General features: G+C 37.1%; 17 protein-coding genes. 8 read left to right on the top strand and 9 right to left on the bottom strand.

What is annotated here, in order from left to right; translation table 11 throughout:
- Positions 1-42: 42 nt before the first annotated feature.
- Entirely contained in the window at positions 43-1140 is a 1098-nt protein-coding gene (locus JR347_RS10770) for a 2-aminoethylphosphonate aminotransferase (RefSeq protein WP_205720612.1), read from the bottom strand.
- Positions 1127-2128: a CDP-alcohol phosphatidyltransferase family protein gene (locus tag JR347_RS10765; protein WP_205720611.1), complete on the bottom strand. Its 1002-nt coding sequence runs from the start codon at positions 2126-2128 to the stop codon at positions 1127-1129. Before JR347_RS10765 ends, JR347_RS10770 begins: the two co-directional genes overlap by 14 nt.
- A gap of 154 nt (positions 2129-2282) precedes the next feature.
- Between JR347_RS10765 and aepX the strand changes: the two genes are divergently transcribed.
- The 5 genes from aepX to JR347_RS10740 are packed head-to-tail and all read left to right on the top strand — an operon-like array spanning position 2283 to position 8289.
- Entirely contained in the window at positions 2283-3878 is a 1596-nt protein-coding gene (gene aepX / locus JR347_RS10760) for a phosphoenolpyruvate mutase (RefSeq protein WP_205720610.1), read from the top strand.
- Between the two features lie 3 nt (positions 3879-3881).
- Positions 3882-5009, top strand: a complete 1128-nt coding sequence (gene aepY / locus JR347_RS10755) for a phosphonopyruvate decarboxylase (protein WP_205720609.1) — start codon at positions 3882-3884, stop codon at positions 5007-5009.
- Positions 5009-5752 carry a phosphocholine cytidylyltransferase family protein gene (locus JR347_RS10750; RefSeq protein WP_205720608.1) on the top strand — a complete coding sequence of 248 codons (744 nt, stop codon included), beginning with the start codon at positions 5009-5011 and terminating at the stop codon, positions 5750-5752. Before aepY ends, JR347_RS10750 begins: the two co-directional genes overlap by 1 nt.
- Before the next feature lie 3 nt (positions 5753-5755).
- A complete protein-coding gene (locus tag JR347_RS10745) occupies positions 5756-6409 on the top strand; it encodes an HAD-IA family hydrolase (RefSeq protein WP_205720607.1) in 654 nt (217 codons plus the stop codon).
- Between the two features lie 53 nt (positions 6410-6462).
- Entirely contained in the window at positions 6463-8289 is a 1827-nt protein-coding gene (locus JR347_RS10740; protein WP_205720606.1) for an LTA synthase family protein, read from the top strand.
- Here the strand turns inward: JR347_RS10740 and JR347_RS10735 are convergent.
- Positions 8276-8758, bottom strand: coding sequence for a DUF2062 domain-containing protein (locus JR347_RS10735; protein WP_205720605.1), 483 nt, complete (start codon positions 8756-8758; stop codon positions 8276-8278). The two genes, JR347_RS10740 and JR347_RS10735, sit on opposite strands and share 14 nt — an antisense overlap.
- A gap of 52 nt (positions 8759-8810) precedes the next feature.
- Positions 8811-9491, bottom strand: coding sequence for a head GIN domain-containing protein (locus JR347_RS10730; protein WP_205720604.1), 681 nt, complete (start codon positions 9489-9491; stop codon positions 8811-8813).
- 230 nt (positions 9492-9721) lie between these two features.
- Here JR347_RS10730 and JR347_RS10725 point away from each other — a divergent pair, with 230 nt between their 5' ends.
- On the top strand, positions 9722-10117 hold the full coding sequence (locus JR347_RS10725; protein ID WP_205720603.1) for a TerB family tellurite resistance protein: 396 nt from the start codon (positions 9722-9724) through the stop codon (positions 10115-10117).
- A 31-nt stretch (positions 10118-10148) separates the two neighbouring features.
- Here JR347_RS10725 and JR347_RS10720 read toward each other — a convergent pair whose 3' ends face one another.
- Both JR347_RS10720 and JR347_RS10715 read right to left on the bottom strand, forming a co-directional pair.
- Positions 10149-11222, bottom strand: a complete 1074-nt coding sequence (locus JR347_RS10720) for an alanine racemase (protein WP_205720602.1) — start codon at positions 11220-11222, stop codon at positions 10149-10151.
- Complete coding sequence (locus tag JR347_RS10715; protein WP_205720601.1) at positions 11209-12933, bottom strand: amidohydrolase; 1725 nt, start codon at positions 12931-12933, stop codon at positions 11209-11211. Before JR347_RS10715 ends, JR347_RS10720 begins: the two co-directional genes overlap by 14 nt.
- Positions 12934-13141: 208 nt before the next feature.
- Between JR347_RS10715 and JR347_RS10710 the strand changes: the two genes are divergently transcribed.
- Positions 13142-13834, top strand: coding sequence for a hypothetical protein (locus JR347_RS10710; protein ID WP_205720600.1), 693 nt, complete (start codon positions 13142-13144; stop codon positions 13832-13834).
- A gap of 20 nt (positions 13835-13854) precedes the next feature.
- A complete protein-coding gene (locus tag JR347_RS10705) occupies positions 13855-14664 on the top strand; it encodes a hypothetical protein (protein ID WP_205720599.1) in 810 nt (269 codons plus the stop codon).
- Positions 14665-14863: 199 nt separating this feature from the next.
- Here the strand turns inward: JR347_RS10705 and JR347_RS10700 are convergent, their stop codons facing one another.
- From JR347_RS10700 to JR347_RS10690, 3 genes are read right to left on the bottom strand one after another with little or no spacing between them, the layout of a single operon-like run.
- Positions 14864-15670 (bottom strand): hypothetical protein, encoded by an 807-nt coding sequence (locus JR347_RS10700; protein WP_205720598.1) that lies wholly within the window; start codon positions 15668-15670, stop codon positions 14864-14866.
- 21 nt (positions 15671-15691) lie between these two features.
- Entirely contained in the window at positions 15692-16591 is a 900-nt protein-coding gene (locus JR347_RS10695; RefSeq protein WP_205720597.1) for an ABC transporter ATP-binding protein, read from the bottom strand.
- A 6-nt stretch (positions 16592-16597) separates the two neighbouring features.
- On the bottom strand, positions 16598-17065 hold the full coding sequence (locus JR347_RS10690; RefSeq protein WP_205720596.1) for a DUF4252 domain-containing protein: 468 nt from the start codon (positions 17063-17065) through the stop codon (positions 16598-16600).
- Between the last annotated feature and the right edge of the window lie 79 nt (positions 17066-17144).

The following is a 17144-nucleotide window of genomic DNA, read 5'->3' as shown; positions in this document are numbered from 1 at the left end:
TTAGAGTTATATAAGTTAATCAAATACCCCTTAAAATAAAAATCATAAAGAGCCCATATATCTTTTCAACTCGCTCAAAAATCCATTGATATCCTCTTCGTGCAAGTCTCCTAAAACTGACAATCTGAATGTGGATTTCTTAGCTCCTTTACCGGGGTAAATTGTATAACCTTTTTCGTACAAGAAGTTATGCATCTCATCGAAATCATACTTTTCACTTTTAGGCTCTATAATGGCCAAAAGAATTTTAGATTGCTGGTCGTAAGGTAGTAAAAATGAGAAGCCTAAGTCTTGTAACCCTTCCACTAAAACATCCCAGTTGTTTTGATACCTATTCCACCTGCCCTGCTCTGTTTCTTCAAAGTATTCGTTAATAGCCTGTCTTAAGGCATAGCACACCTGCACTGGTGGTGTAAATTGCATCTGTCCCGTTTTTTCAAAGCCTACATACTGATTGTAAATATTGAAATAAAAAGACCTTTTTTGATTCGCTAATGATGGCAAAAGAGATTCCTTGAAAATCACAAATACAAGGCCTGCCATTCCCTGTATACATTTGTTTGAGGAAGAAATAATATATTCTGCATTCCATTCACGCAAGTCGATAGGAATGCCGGCATAAGAGCTCATGCAATCGACAATAACTTCTACCTTATGGTTATGGGCAATATCACAAATTTTTTGCACAGGATTGAGCATTCCTGTAGTTGTTTCATGATGAACAACTGCCAAATGACTAATTGTTTGATCCTCTGCTAACAATTTTTCAACTGTGGCAACATCAATATAATCACCATATTCCAGTTGGTAATGTACCACTTCGATGCCAAAAGTCTGCGCAATTTTTACCATTCTAGCGCCATAGGCACCATTTTCAATAACCAATAGTTTTTTACCTTCAGGCACAGCCGATGTAATTGCTGCTTCTAATCCACCGGTGCCACTAGCTGCAAATAATGCGCATTTATATGCACCTTCGCCATGTACAACCTTTACGAGATCGGTCTTAATACCTTCAATCAGACTGCCAAACTCCTCTTCGCGTGGGCAAATGTCTTCTACCACCATCGCATTTTTAACTGTATCCGTAGTAGTTGCTGGACCAGGATTCAACAATATTTTTCTATCAACTAATTTCATTTTCTAAACGAGGATTAACCCAAACCCAAAATTTACCTAAGGACTGGAATGTTCTATAAATCAATAATAAAATACTAGCTACTAAATAGATGATTAAAACTGTAAGTGTATTCCCCTCATATAGCGATGGAACTCCCATAATGATAATAAGAAACAATGGTGTAAATAGACCGGGGCTTCTTTCTATACCATCAATAAGATGACCTTGCATGATCTTACCCAGATATAACGAAGAGTATAATGTAACTACAGCTGTTAACTCTGCAACACTGAACACATAATTGCCCAGATAAGCAATTAATGATACGATTACCACGTACATCCAAATACTATAACGCACATTGGGTGTTCTTAATACTGTTTTTACAAATGTGCCTACAGCTCCAATGCTTATACCAATAAGCAGTAATTCAATGGCAGAATAACCAAAAATTAATGGGTTAACATAAAATTGATAAACAGGTTCAATGCTGGCAGCCATAATGATAAAAATAGCCAGGATGACTCCTTCTAACGATCCTACCTTTTCAAAAATAAGCCAACCTGTTTTAAATTGTTCATAGAAAACAATTACATGAGCGCAATATGATGTAACAAGTACAACGGCTACCAAATATGGGTTTGTAACCGAAAATAAGTTAAACAAAATGAGCATCAATATCCCATTATTAAATGCATCTAAATAATGATCACAAAACTCACCTAAAGCCGAACCAGTTTTAGTCCTTTTAGCTTGTGCACCGTCTAGGTGATCACCTATTAAATATAGTAGCAGCAATAAAGGAATAACAAAGAACGTGGCGTTTCCTAATAGTGAAATATCAAACGAAAAGTAAAGCGCTATATAGAAGAAGGCATTTGAGATTATAGTAATAATGTTGGCCGGTATCGCCCATGGAATAAAGCCTATTAAAGGCTCAATAAATATCTTTTTAAACAAGGGGGTAAGCAAAGAATAATCTTTACACTGATATGCATACGGCTTCATGGACTGCAAATAAAATCAAAAATGCCCTTACATCCGAATGAGATTCCAATTAGCAAGCTTATGCGAAATTAGAACAAACGATTGCATAATTATTAAGCTTCCAATCGCTATTTAATTACGCCCAAAGACTAAAATCCTTCTATATTTGTGCCCTATGAAAAAAACTACCCAGTTTAGAAAAATGCTCCTTAGCAAGGAGTTAGAATTTATAATGGAAGCTCATAATGGGCTTTCAGCAAAAATAGTTGAAGAAGCAGGTTTTAAAGGCATATGGGGCAGTGGTCTGTCAATATCAGCGGCATTAGGTGTAAGAGATAACAACGAAGCCTCCTGGACTCAGGTACTTGATGTGCTGGAGTTTATGAGTGATGCCACCACTATTCCAATACTTTTAGATGGCGATACTGGTTATGGAAACTTCAACAACATGAGAAGGCTGGTGAAAAAACTGGAGCAAAGAGATGTTGCAGCCGTTTGTATAGAAGACAAGCTGTTTCCTAAAACTAATTCATTTATAGGCGGTGAAAATCAGCCATTAGCAGATATTGACGAATTTTCCGGCAAAATAAAAGCGGCAAAGGATACTCAACAAGACCCTGATTTTTCTGTGGTGGCCAGACTTGAGGCATTTATTGCAGGCTGGGGATTAGATGAAGCATTGAGAAGAGCAGATGCCTATCATAATGCCGGAGCTGATGCGATCCTTTGCCACAGCAAAAAGGCTGATTCTTCAGATGTTGATGCATTTATGAAAGAATGGGGTGACCGTTGCCCTGTCATTATTGTTCCTACAAAATATTATTCTACGCCAACAGATCATTTTAGAGACTTAGGTGTAAGCATGGCTATTTGGGCGAACCATAATATGCGTGCTTCTATAAAGGTAATGCAAGACACCACGAAGCGGATTTACGATGATCAATCATTGATAAATGTAGAGGGCAACGTAGTGACCGTTTCTGAGGTGTTTAGAATACAAGGTGCAGATGAGTTGAAGGAAGCTGAAAAACTGTATTTACCAACAACAGGTAAAAAAGTGAATAATATAATCCTTGCCGCTAGCCAGGGTTCACTGGGAGAGTTAGTAAAAGACAAACCTAAAACCTTATTAGAGGTTAATGGTAAATCATTATTAAGTACTCAAATTGATGAATTTAATCAGGTTGGTATTAAGGATATTACGGTGGTGAGAGGTTTTGCAAAAGACAAAATAAGCCTCGGTAACATCAAGGCAGTTGATAACGATGATTTTGCCTCTACTAAAGAGTTGTATTCACTCTATCTGGCCAAAGATGAAATAAAAGAAAACACCGTTATCAGCTATGGAGACATCATTTTTAAGAAATATGTTCTTCACGAATTATTGAATGATACCAATGACATTACTTTGATTGTTGATGCAGATAGCAAAAAACCAACGGGTGACAAAGATCTGGTAAGAGCAAGTAAGAAGTATAGTAAAAAGAACTTCAGAGGCACTGCCAAATTCAAGTCCATGGGTATTGAATTAGAAAAGAAAGCGCATGGTGAATTTATTGGTTTATGGAAGGTTAATTCAAATGGATCTGAGATTGTAAGAAAGGCATTAGATACGTTGAGTAAAGACAAGAATTTCAAACAAATGACTTGCACTGATCTATTTAATGAAATCGCCAAAGAACATACAATTGCGGTAAAATACATTAGCGGTGCCTGGTTAGATGTAGATACTATGGTTGATTATCAAGAAGCAGGTAAACTCAGAATTTAAGCAATGAATACACAACAATTTGGCTCAGCTTTAAAAGATTTAGGTTTTGATTTTTACAGTGGGGTGCCTTGCTCCTTTCTTAAATACCTCATCAATTATGCTATTAATGAGTGTGACTATGTAATGGCTGCGAATGAGGGTGATGCAGTAGCTACCTCAGCCGGTGCATATCTTGCAGGTAAAAAATCTGTGGTGTTGATGCAAAACTCTGGATTAACCAATGCTACTTCTCCCCTTACCTCATTGAATTACTCATTTAAATTACCTGTACTAGGCTTTGTAAGCTTGCGTGGCGAAGAAGGACTGAACGATGAACCACAGCACGAATTAATGGGGCGAATCACAGGAAATATGCTAAGCTCTATGGAGGTTGAGTGGGAATATCTGGCTAATGATTTGAATGAAGCTAAAGAGCAACTTAAAAGAGCCAATCAAGCAATAGAAAATAACAAGACATTTTTCTTTGTAGTAAAGAAGGGCACATTTGATGAGGTGACACTTAAAACACAAAATATCTCAACAACTTTCGCCAAAGAATTAAAACATTCGGATAAAGAAGAAGTATCACCTACCAGAACCGAAGCTTTAACAGCTATTTCTAATTGGGCTGATAATAAAACAGCATTATTAGCCACAACAGGTAAAACCGGCAGAGAGTTATTCGAAATTGAAGACAAGCCTAATAATTTGTATATGGTAGGATCCATGGGTTGCATTAGCTCCATGGCTTTGGGTTTGGCACTTGCCGACAAATCCATAAAATCAGTAGCTATAGATGGTGATGGTGCGGCACTAATGAGGATGGGTAATTTTGGAACCAATGGTTACTACCACCCGAATAATCTGTTACACATCCTACTCGATAATAGCACACACGATTCTACCGGTGGTCAGGCTACCATTTCACCTAATATCGATTTTGCCACTGTGGCTCATGCTACCGGCTACCCCGTGGCTATTAAAGTAAACACCTTAGATGAGTTGAAAGATGAACTTGCCAATTGGTCATCAAACCCAAAGGCCACTTTTATTCATTTAAAAATAGCCAAAGGTTCTCCAAAAGAACTTGGCAGGCCAACTATTAAACCTCACGAGGTGAAAGAACGGCTCATGAATTTTCTTAAAAACTAATGAGTGGCGCTATTAAAACGGCTGTTATTTTGGCTGCCGGACTAGGCAGCAGATTAAAAGATCGAACAAAAGAAAAGCCCAAGGCCTTTTTAGAAATTGATGGAAAAACATTAATTCATCGCTCTATTGAAAACTTACTAAACCAGGGAATTACCCGAATCATCATTGGTACTGGCTATTTAAATGAGTTCTTTGATAATCTTAAAAATGAGTTTCCTCAAATAGAAACACATCGCAATGACGATTACGCGGCTACAGGCAGCATGTACACTCTGTACAATTTAAAATCTTTAATCAATGAAGATTTTTTACTACTCGAAGGTGATTTGCTCTATGAAAAAGCAGCTCTTACACATTTAATTACAGACACACACCAAGATATTGTTTTAGCGAGTGGTAAAACAAACTCGAATGATGAAGTGTACATTGAGGCTAATGAGCAGTCTCATTTAACCAACATGAGCAAGAAACCTTCAGAGTTAAATCACATATCAGGCGAATTGGTAGGCATTAGCAAAATATCATTAAGCACCTTCAACCTCATGTGTGATTATGCTATGAAATTATACGATAAGGGTGATCGTAGCTTTCATTATGAGGATGATTTCGTTGGTATTTCTAAGACAAAAGATATCTTTATAAAAAAAGTGGAAGGCCTCGCATGGTGCGAAATTGATGATGAAAATCATTTGAACAGAGCACTGGAAATGGTTTATCCATTGATACAGCAACGAGATCAATAATTCTTGCCTGATAAGCTTAAAAATATAGAAACCATCATATTCGACTTTGATGGAACCATTGCCGATACGCTCGAATTAGGCATAAAAATATCAAATCAATTATCTCATAAATTCCGATACAAACAAATTGCTGATAAACAGGATTTAGATTTTTACAGAAATCTATCCACTCAAAATGCTATTAAAGCTATTGGTATATCGTTGGTTAAGCTTCCGTTTGTGGCCTCCGCCTTTCGTAAGAGTTTATCAAAAAGCATAGATCAATTACATCCTTTCGAGGGAATGGTAGAGGTAATAAAAGACCTTGCTGAAAATTATAAGCTTGGTATTGTTACCAGCAATTCGTTACAAAACACTAAAACGTTTCTCGATAATCACGGACTGACAGAATCGTTTTCATATTATTCTACCGGCATCCGCTTATTCAAAAAGTACAGAACCATTAATGCTCTTATAAAAGAGTATGAATTAGATCCTCGACAAATTCTTTTAATTGGTGATGAAACCAGAGATATTGAAGCAGCACAGCAATGCGGGTTACCGATAGTGAGTGTAACTTGGGGATTCCATACCAAAAAGGTGTTAAGTTCTTTTCATCCTGATTATTTGGTGGACACTCCTCAGGAACTATCTGCTCTACTTACTGCTAATAATTAATCAATATTTGTAAGACCCATTTAATAACATTTTCTTTGCGGAAAATTTTAAGTATGGCTCAGCGCATAAAGCTATTTCTCAGCTATTTTTTATTCTGGTTTGTGTTTTTTCAAATCTCCAGAGTGTTTTTCATGGTGTATCAATATGAAAATACAGCTGCTATGGGCTTTGGTGATATTATACTATCCATGCTCAATGGGGCGAGGTTAGACTTAACAGTAGCCGGATATTTCACATTAATACCAGGACTGTTAATAACACTCACCACCTACTTTAATTCAAAAGTTCTAAAAATTAGTCTGTTGGCTTATACCACTTTAATGCTTTTTATTAGCTCTTTTATCGTGGTATTAGACATGGAACTTTACAGCCACTGGAGCTTTAGAATGGATGCAACTCCATTACTATATATAGGCAAGGAAGCGGCAGGATCAGGTGATCCGTTAACAACCATCATCATGGTTACTTTCTGGCTATTGTTCTTTTCTGCGTCAGTGTACTGTTACCATAGATTTATCGGATCGGCTATATCCAATCTTGAAAAATCTGAATATAAGTCTAGCTTGGTTATTTTATTATTGACAGGGCTTCTAATTGCACCAATTCGCGGCACCACCGGAGTGGCCCCAATAAACACAGGAACCGTTTATTTCCATGACTCCAATATGTTTGCCAATCATTCGGCAATTAATGTTGTATACAATTTTGGCTATGCCGTAAGAAAAATTAATCGATTAAAGTACCCTGAAAACTATCTTGAAAAGGATTTATCAGATAGCATTTTTGAAAATCTTATTGTGCAGGACACCACTGGCTTAAAACTTTTGAATGTTAAAAAGCCCAATGTGATGATTATAATGCTAGAAAGTTATTCTTTCAGGTTTATTGAGCCACTAGGCGGATTGCCGGGAATTACACCAAACATTAATAATCTCGTTCATGAGGGAATACTTTTTGATAATTTCTATTCTTCAGGAGATAGAACCGACATGGGCATCATTTCCGTTCTTAACGGCTACCCAAGACAACCACTTGGTTCAATCATCAAATTCCCTAAAAAAACCAGTACGCTACCATATATCAACAAAAATTTAAAGGCCAGAGGGTATGCAACTCAATTTACTTATGGCTATAATATCGACTATGCTAATTTCAAATCGTACCTCACTAACGGGCAATTTGATAAGGTAACACACAGCAAGAATTTTCCGCCAGAACATAATACCTCCAAATGGGGCGTTCATGACCATTTCGTATTCGATAAGTTTTTGGAAGAAGCCAAGGCGGTAAAAGAACCATTCTTTAAAATCATGATGACACAAAGTAGTCATGAGCCATTTGAAGTGCCAATGGAAACAGTCATTGAAGGTGATGATAATGAAAGTATGTTCAAAAACTCCGCATATTATACAGATAAGAGTCTCGGGGAATTTATTGCAAAGGCCAAGCAAACCAATTGGTGGGACAGTACATTAATTATTATCACTGCAGATCATGGACATTTTATGCCTGGCAATGAAGGTATTTCAAATCCTGACCGATTTAAAATTCCAATGCTTTGGTTAGGTGGTGCTATTAACAAACAAGATACCGTAATTCATAATTACGGAACACAAACAGACATTGCCAACACTCTGTTTGCGCAATTAGGCTTTCAGGATTCATCTTACATTTTTAGCAACAACATGCTTTCCGATAATTTAGACCCGTTTGCTATATTTATTTACAACAATGGAGTAGGTTACTTGTCTAAAAATGAGAAAGTAATTTACGACAATACAGGAAAGCAATTTATTACTAATGAAGGAGCCAACGACACCGGCAAACAAAAAGGTCGTGCTTATTTACAAAAGTTATATTTAGATTTTAATCATCGCTAGGCTTACCTGCCATTTTTAGAAAGATACTTCTTAAAATAAAGTATCCAATAAAACTAGCTGGCACAATGGTTACTAACCAGGCAAACATTCCCATAAGTGTGGCCATCCATAGCATTTCAACTGCCTTCAACCAATCTTCACTTATTAAATCCATAACTTCCTGTATGGAGTAAGGTATTGGGTTAACACCTAACATATTAGAACCAAGGTGTATTAATGGAATTAGTACAACCAATTGAAAAGGATAAACCAAATAATTGATCAACTGGATTGCCGCAAGATTCAATTTAAAGACAAAGGCGATAATGAGGCAGAGTAAAGTAGTAATACCAACTATTGGAAATAAGCCAAAACAAAACCCAAGGCTGATGGACAAAGCGAGCTTTGTTGGGGTCATCCCCTGTTTTAAGAAGCCAATGATTGGCTTCAGAATCTTTTCTTCTATCTTTTTGCGAAACTTATTGGCCATACGCCACCAAGATAGAAATAAAAAAACCCTGACGGAACCGTCAGGGTTGTAATTAATTAGACTTTCTAACAGAGCCGCCACTACTGGTATCCGATCTCGATTTACCTGGATTACCTCTATACCGAACACTGCCACCACTGCTCGCCTCAGCATCAATTTCTTTTGTTGCGTAAACTCTTGCATCCGCTCCACTGCTTACATCCACTCTAACAATTTCTGCTTCCAAATCATAGGCATCTACTCCCCCTGCACTACTGGCGTCAACTTCAAAGTATTTAGCCTTACCTGATACTTCAATATCACCCGAGCTGGAAGCATCCGCAGTTAATTCGTTCACCTCCACGTCAACCTCAATATCTGCCGCACTCGATACATCCAAAATTAACCTGTCTGACTGGATCTTATTTCTGCCTACTACATTTGCTGCACTACTTGCTGAAATTTCTTCCAGCTTTACGTAAGTTATATGAACAACTACCGAATAATCTCGCCATCTATTTCTCACCAAATGTACTTTTAAACGATCTCCAAAAACCTCAGTAAGTACATCCTCCAATGGTATGCCTTTTACTTCCACTTTTATCGATTCTTTTGTTCCTTTTTGCAGGTAAGCATCAATACCCTGAGACACTTGCACTTCATCAAAAGATGATAATTTTCTCTCCTCTACTTCCTGTGCGAAAGACCCAATTGCGAAGCTGAATATCACAAGACTTAATATGTACTTCTTCATAGTTTAAATATTTTCATTTGATCCAAAGACCAGTTAATAATCTAATGGTTGCATCTCACAATAAACAATGATAATTAAATTTCTTACAATCTTACACTAGTAATTATTTGATTCAGATTCCAAGCTTGCTGCCTCGTCTTTTTTATGTTTTTAGATTCGACAAACGAAAAATTTGATTATATTGGTCTTGACATTAATTAATTATAAAGGCACAAAATAATTAGGATAAAATGATAAAGGAACAATTAAACGTATTAATACAGTTGGCTGCCAGCGACAATAATGTTGCTGATAAAGAAGCTAAACTGATAAAAATGATAGGTGTTTCTAATGGTGTCCCTGCAGAAGATATCGATGAAATGCTTAAAAACCCAAGAAAACCTATTGGTGATTTAAGTACATTAACGGATGATCAGAAATTCGAGCACCTTTATCATGTTGTGCAGATGATGAAAATTGATGGCCAGGTATTTAAAAGTGAGATTGTATTCTGCGAAGACATTGCTTCTCGCTTAGGCTATAAAAAAGGAGTGATTGCAGAATTATCCTCTAAAATTTATAGCGACCCATCTATCACTTCAGATCGTGATGCACTCAAGAAAAAAGCACAAAAGTATTTAGCATAACAGAAAAAGCTCCGAGAATCTCGGAGCTTTTTTAATAATGATCCATTAGTTCTCCATTGAGTGTTTGATAGCTTCTCAAACATTCAGCCGTTAAGCACGAATGTATTGGAAGTACTCCAATCACATCTCCAATCTTAAATTCTGAGGTTAAGCCATCCTCTAATTGTATGATGCCATGTTCCTGAGATACCTTTATTAAGGTCGCTCCTTCTATTATTTCCCAGCCGTTATTAATGAACTCAACTACCTGTCCATAACCATATTTACCACTATGGTCTTTGGAAAAATGAACGGCTCCGCCATAAATAATTAATTGATTTTCTTCTTGCTTAATAGAGACAACGGGGCACGCAACGGTGACAGCTATATCTTGCAACTGACATGAGCCTATTTCAGACTGCATTACATCGTAAAACACAAAATTTCCAGGACTGATACGATCTATGTTCGCAAAAGAATCCAAAACACTGCATGAGGGCGTATCACCAAAACATGCGATAAGGTGAGGGTACTCAGAAAGCAGCAATTGTTTTAATGAAGATAGCTGCTCAATAGACTTATTTGCTAAGTTTTGAATCTCCGACTCACCTTTTGCTCCATACGTATGTCCGGCATGGCTATAAAGACCTTTAAACTTTAGTTTATCAGAAGCACTTATCTGATTAGCTAAATCCCTTACTTTTTCGAGTTGATGAGGTTTAATTCCTGACCTGTTACCACCCGAATCAATTTCTATGTAAACAGATATCGAATTTCGAACTTGACTATTCAGTAGCTCAGCAATATCTGAATTATCAACCAGCACTGTCAAGGCAATATCTTTGGCTAATTCATTGATAGCATCAATTTCCAATATGTTGCAAGGAAAAGCGACTGTAATATCATTCCAGCCACTAGCAGCAAAATATTGCGCCATACCCAATGAGCTGACTGTTATTTTATATACACCCAGCTCTTGAAACCACTGCCCTATTTGTTTCGACTGATGTGTTTTGAAATGAGGCTGAAGCTCTAAGCCTTGGCTTTGAGCTTTATTGACCATCCGGGCAATGTTTGCTCTGCAAACAGCCGCATTAAGAATAAGTGTTGGTTTAGTTATTTTCATAGACTACTTCACCGCCAAAAATGGTTTTTATAACTTTTGTTTTCAATATCTCATCCTCAGGTATTGTCATAATATCTTTATCAAAAACCGTGAAATCTGCCAACTTACCTACTTCGATTGAACCAAGAGCATCTTCCTGAAATGCACCGTAAGCAGCATTAATCGTATAGGATTTCAAAGCTTCTTCTCTTGTCATTTTTTGAGTGGGTTCATAACCGCCCTCGGGTGTGCCAGCCAATGTTTTTCTTGTAACACTAGCATAGAAACTGGCCAAAGGGTCAACGGGTTCTACAGGCACATCCGTACCATTTACTATAATGGCGCCTGAATCAATTAATGCCCTCCACATATAAGCGCCTTCATCTATACGCTTTTGGCCTAGCCTGTCAATAGCCCAGGGCCTGTCAGACGACATATGAATGGCCTGCATGGCGGGAATAACATTTAATTCTCCAAACCTCGGTATATCCTCCGGATGAAGGTGCTGTGCATGTTCTATTCTAAAACGGTGATCTTTTACATCGGGAAATTCAGCAAAAGCTTTTTCATAGCGATCCAGGATTTCTTTATTGGCTCTATCGCCAATGGCATGGGCACAAACCTGAAAGCCATTTGCTAAACCATTCTTTGCTGTTTCATAAACAAACTCCATAGGCAATGTTTCATGGCCATAATGCCCGGGTCTATCCGTATATTCCTCTAACAACCAGGCTCCTCTAGAACCAAGTGCTCCATCACAATTCAGCTTAACGGAGCGAATGGTGAGCAGGTAATCTGTGGTATCAATATCAGGACCTTTTTCATACCATTCATTCAATAGGTTTCTATTCCAACCACTAAGCATGGCGTAAAGCCTAAGCTTTAGTCTACCATCATTCTTAAACTTGTAAAATAGATCTACCGTATCAGGATGAATGCCGGCTGTATGAAACCCAGTAATACCGTTTTTATGACTAGCTTCAATAGCCAACTCCAGCGCCTTTTCATATCTAGCCGTTGAATTCTTTGTGATTTGGTCGCTAATCAACTCGTAAGCAGCTGGTTCGATAAATACACCGGTAGGATTACCCTGCTCATCCCTCACAATCTCTGCTCCCTCTACATTCAAGTTTTTCATAGATTCTGTAGACATAGGTAATACCCCAGCTAACTGCATAGCCTTATAATTAGCCAGTGCCGCATGACCACTTGCATGCTTTAAAAAAACCGGGTTATCAGGTGATATTTCACTTAGCCTATCATGAACTGGAAAGCCTTTAATCAATTCTAGTCCCTCATTATTCCATTTATCCTGATGCCAGCCCCTGCCTTGAATCCAATCACCAGGCTGTGATTTAGCTACCGCTTCTTTTATCTTTTCTATTAGCTCATCATAGGATCTCACCGCCAACAAGTCAACATCTAATTGATTAAAACCTAAGCCCATTAAATGCCCGTGACCTTCAATAAAGCCCGGGGTCATGGTTGCACCATTTAAATCTACTGATTGAGTTGAATTATCCTTTAGTTTATTGACCTCTGCTAGTTGACCTGTGGCTATTATCCTTCCATTTTTAACTGCCACCGCTTCAACCATGCTATTGGAAGAATCAGCCGTGTAGATATTTCCGTTGGTATAGATGGTATCCGCGTATTGTTTTTCATCTGAAGTTGTACAGCTGTATAAACCAATAATGAGGAGAGAAAGAGAAAAGGCGTGTCTTAGATTCATAAATATATTCTTAGTTTTAACTTATTGTTTTTTATTATCTCAAAATCAAATAATACTGTCATTCTGAATTAATTTCAGGATCTTTTGTTCAGGAGCAGTTCTAAATTTGAGATTCTGAAATTAATTCAGAATGACAAGTCCGATTTTGAGATAGTCAGCTATATTATCAATTCAGAAAATTACTAATTAGTTGAAGAATATTCATGCTATGAAAAAACTGATTGCCGTTTTATTATTCACTTCTTTGTTTGCATTTAGCAAACCAGCACAAGCTCAGGAAGTTGGAATTTCATTTTCATACTTTCTTCCGAAGAATGGCTACTTTTCTACACCAATAAGCCCGTTCTCACTGCGCGGATTGGGCATTCAGTTTGGTGATTTTATAGTGGTACAAAGCGGTTTTTCACTTTACAGGATGTCGGGCATGAATGTCACTGACATGGGCGACCTAAAAACGAAAGATCCTATTGTTGGACCAAACTTTACATTGCTAATACCCGCAGAGCTGGTATTACAATATGTTACTCAAAACCAGGAGTTTAAAATTAAAGGAGGCGGTTTTGGCTTTGGCACATTCGATAATAAAATTATGAATGGAAACTTAGACAAGGCGATACGTACTTTTGAAGGTTGGGATGCAGCCAATTCTGATGTTGATTTTGATAGCGGACTTGGTTTTGGAGTTATGTTTGGTGCCGAATATGTGGTGTATGTTACCAGTCAGTGGGGTTTAAGCTTTGAAGTGAACTACTACATTGGTGGTGCAGATTTTCCAATTAAAGGAAGTTATACAGGGGGTAACATGGCTGGCCCTTTAGTGACTAGAGAAGTGGATTACAAAGATGCTACCCTTGATTTCACCGGGCTGGAAATTTCTTTGGGTGTGATTATTACACAGTGATCTATTAGAGAAGAAAAAGAATGTCAAAAGGAAGAAAAAAAACAAACTTTTTATTAGCAATTGCTTTATTAATCACTTGGATTTGTTTTTCATGGATCATAGGGCCTACTCAGAAATCAATAGATGAGAATTTTATTAAAGTAAATAGTTCAAAAGAGAATGTATATTATATCATTGACTACAATCCAAAGTTAATGGCAAACGGTATTCATTTTAAGGAAGTGGGGGCAACAGAATTAGATAAAACCTCATTTACTCTGTCAGACAGAAACGTTGAAATTCAAAAATCCCTATTAAACTACTACAAGCCTTTTCTTCAACAAGCCCAACACACGGACACTTTAAAGTATATTGACAAAAATATAATTGAGAAGAAATTCTTAGAAATGAATGACAAATTTCCAGCTGACACAATCATTAATAATACGAAATACGATATTTTCAATGAGCCCTGGGCGCTCTATTACATTTTTTTAAAAGATTCAAATCATGATAGATATTATTCATTTTCTCTCAATTCATTTTCTGATATAAACAATAAATTTAGAGGTGGCGCTTCAAATTCATTTGAAAAATTTACAGATGTTTCAGATAGAATTAATGAGCTCATTGATGGAGAAATAATTTTAATTGTAGACTCTCTTGCACCGCGAAACAATGTTCATTTAAATGATATTTACAAAATTTACGATGATCAAGGGAAGGTATTATTTGAAAATGATAATATGTCTAGCGAAAAAGTTTGGTATCTAAGAGAATACTTCCTTTTAATAAGCATTTCTTTAATTATCTCCATTCTTTTATCATACTATCAATATAGAAAGGCGTAAATTATTTTTTAATAAGATTAGTAAAGGTTTATAATTCAATCACTTTAAAGACTAGAAAGAAACTAACGCTAAAAGCTATAATGTTTACACTAACGCCTTTAGAAAAGGCTCTGCTTGATTTGGAAGTTGAAGTTTAATACTTAAGAAATAAATAAAGTAGGTAACATTCCGCAATAGTGCATTTGGCCCCTTTTAAATCCTACAAATCACTACTCTTCAACTTCGCATGCACTGCATAAACAAAGAGTGCTATATACACAATCACCATCGCCACGGCATCCCAGGCTACATAGTCCTGAATTTCCTGAAACCAGTAACGCGGGAAAGGAATTTCTATCAACCTGCTTAAAACATTTAAAGGAAAGTATTCACCTAGAAATTCTAACTTCTCCGGTAGCAACCCTGCAATAGTTAATTCTATTGGTCGGTAAAGCATTAATATAAAAATGGTTAATGCCGATCTCTTTAGTATTACCGTTAGGAGAAAAGCAAATATCAAATAGCCGAATAAATCCAGAAAATAAGCAAAAACGAAACTGCTTGTTTCTAAACTCTCACCAATACTTACATCAGGTGTGTAAATCCATCCGGTAACGTAAGTAGTAATAAAAACAAGCACTGCCGAAGAAATGGATAATAATAAGATGGTAGCCACTTTTGATATAAGGAAATCTGTTCTGGAGAGTCCATCAATAATATTCTGCCTTACCGTTTTGTAAGAAAACTCATTGGAAACGGAGATAATTACCACAATAGCTAAGAAAATCTTTAAGAAAGTATATACGTAAGTAACATTTTGCCAGATATCCGGGAAATGAAGAATAGGAATCTTCATTGGGTCAAATTGATCGAACTCTGCTCCTTTTACTTTCAACCATTTTAAAAACTCAGTTACAGAGACAGGCACACTTATAATTAGTAAAGCATACAAGCCTACCAGCACGTTGAATGCCCTGTAGTTGGTAAGCTTTATTAAATCTATTTTAACTAGTTTGATAATATTCATAAAAGTGTTGTTCGGCTAGGTTTAAGCGTTATCTGACTCTGCTAAAAGTTCAAGGAATTGTTTTTCGAGGCTCTTTTTCATGGTTACCAAATGAGAAACCATTATCCCTGCATCAAAAAGGTATTTATTGAGGTCTGCTGCTAGTTTATCATCTTTCAATAATGCGGTGTATTTGCCCATATCTTCTGATACACGAGCTACAAATGGGCAAGTCTCTAATTTCTCCAACAAACTCGGGTCATCAGATGCAACTTCCACATTCACTTCACCCTTATCGATATCATCCACTAAACCGGAATAAAGTAGGTCACCCTTCTTCAATACGGCAAAGTTGGTACATACCTTCTGCACTTCATCAAGCAAATGGCTTGCGAGAATAATTGTCTTACCATCTTTAGCAATGCTTTTAATCAATTCGCGTATTTCGGCTATACCCTGGGGGTCTAACCCATTGGTAGGTTCATCTAAAATCATCACCTCGGGGTCGCACACCAAAGCAGATGCAATAGACAAACGCTGTTTCATACCCAAAGAGTAAGTCTTGAATTTATCATGCTTACGCTCAAACAGTTCTACTTTTTTAAGGGCAGGTTCAATGTTCTCCTTTGGGGCATTTTTTATCTCAGCCACAATTTCCAAATTCTTAACTGCAGATAGGTAAGGATAAAAAATGGGCGTTTCCAGAATTGCACCAATCTTCTTGCGCATTTCTTTCGTAGCAGGCTGACCAAACCATTTGAAATCGCCACTGGTTTTTCTGATAACATCCAGCAGCATCCCCAATGTGGTAGTTTTACCACTACCGTTAGGCCCAAGAATACCGAACACCTCCCCTTTCTTGATTTCCAATGTCAGGTCGTTAACGGCAACAAGTCTCCCATACCTTTTTGTAAGATTATTAATCGTCAGAACTGACTCCATAGATGGTTAGTTGAAATTTTGAACTTTTGAAATAAGTGTAGCCAATTTGCTAATGGCAACTGATCCTTTAATATCGAGAATTGACAGGCTTTCATTATCCTGCATCAACAATACGATGCCGGTGGTTACGCCATCTTCTTCCTGTATGTAGGCATTTACATTCATGCCCTCGTGGCGCATGGTCATAAGATCTTCAAAATCCTCATCGTAATAACTTGCTACAAGCTCCTTGTAATCATCCTTGTCTACATTTTCAGCGGCTTTATCCACTCTGATGAATTTCATTTTATCAATGTCCTTTATCAGCTCTTCAAACTCAGGGTTATCATCCTGATTGAGCATTTTAAGTGTATTACTGTAAAAGAATAAAACAAAGGCATCTTCATGATCATCATGAAACGCTTTGGTGGTTTTGCTTTGTGAGAAGCAAATGACGGGTAGTGCCAAAAGCAACAATGTGAGTGTCTTCATCATAGACAATTATTAATTGAGAAGTTAAATATATAAAAGATATGTCATCCTGACGAAGGAAGGATCTTACTTAATTATTCAG

Source organism: Fulvivirga lutea, assembly GCF_017068455.1.
Classification (GTDB): domain Bacteria; phylum Bacteroidota; class Bacteroidia; order Cytophagales; family Cyclobacteriaceae; genus Fulvivirga; species Fulvivirga lutea.
Note: the sequence above shows the minus strand (reverse complement) of the source record. Positions and strands in the feature narration are given on the sequence as shown.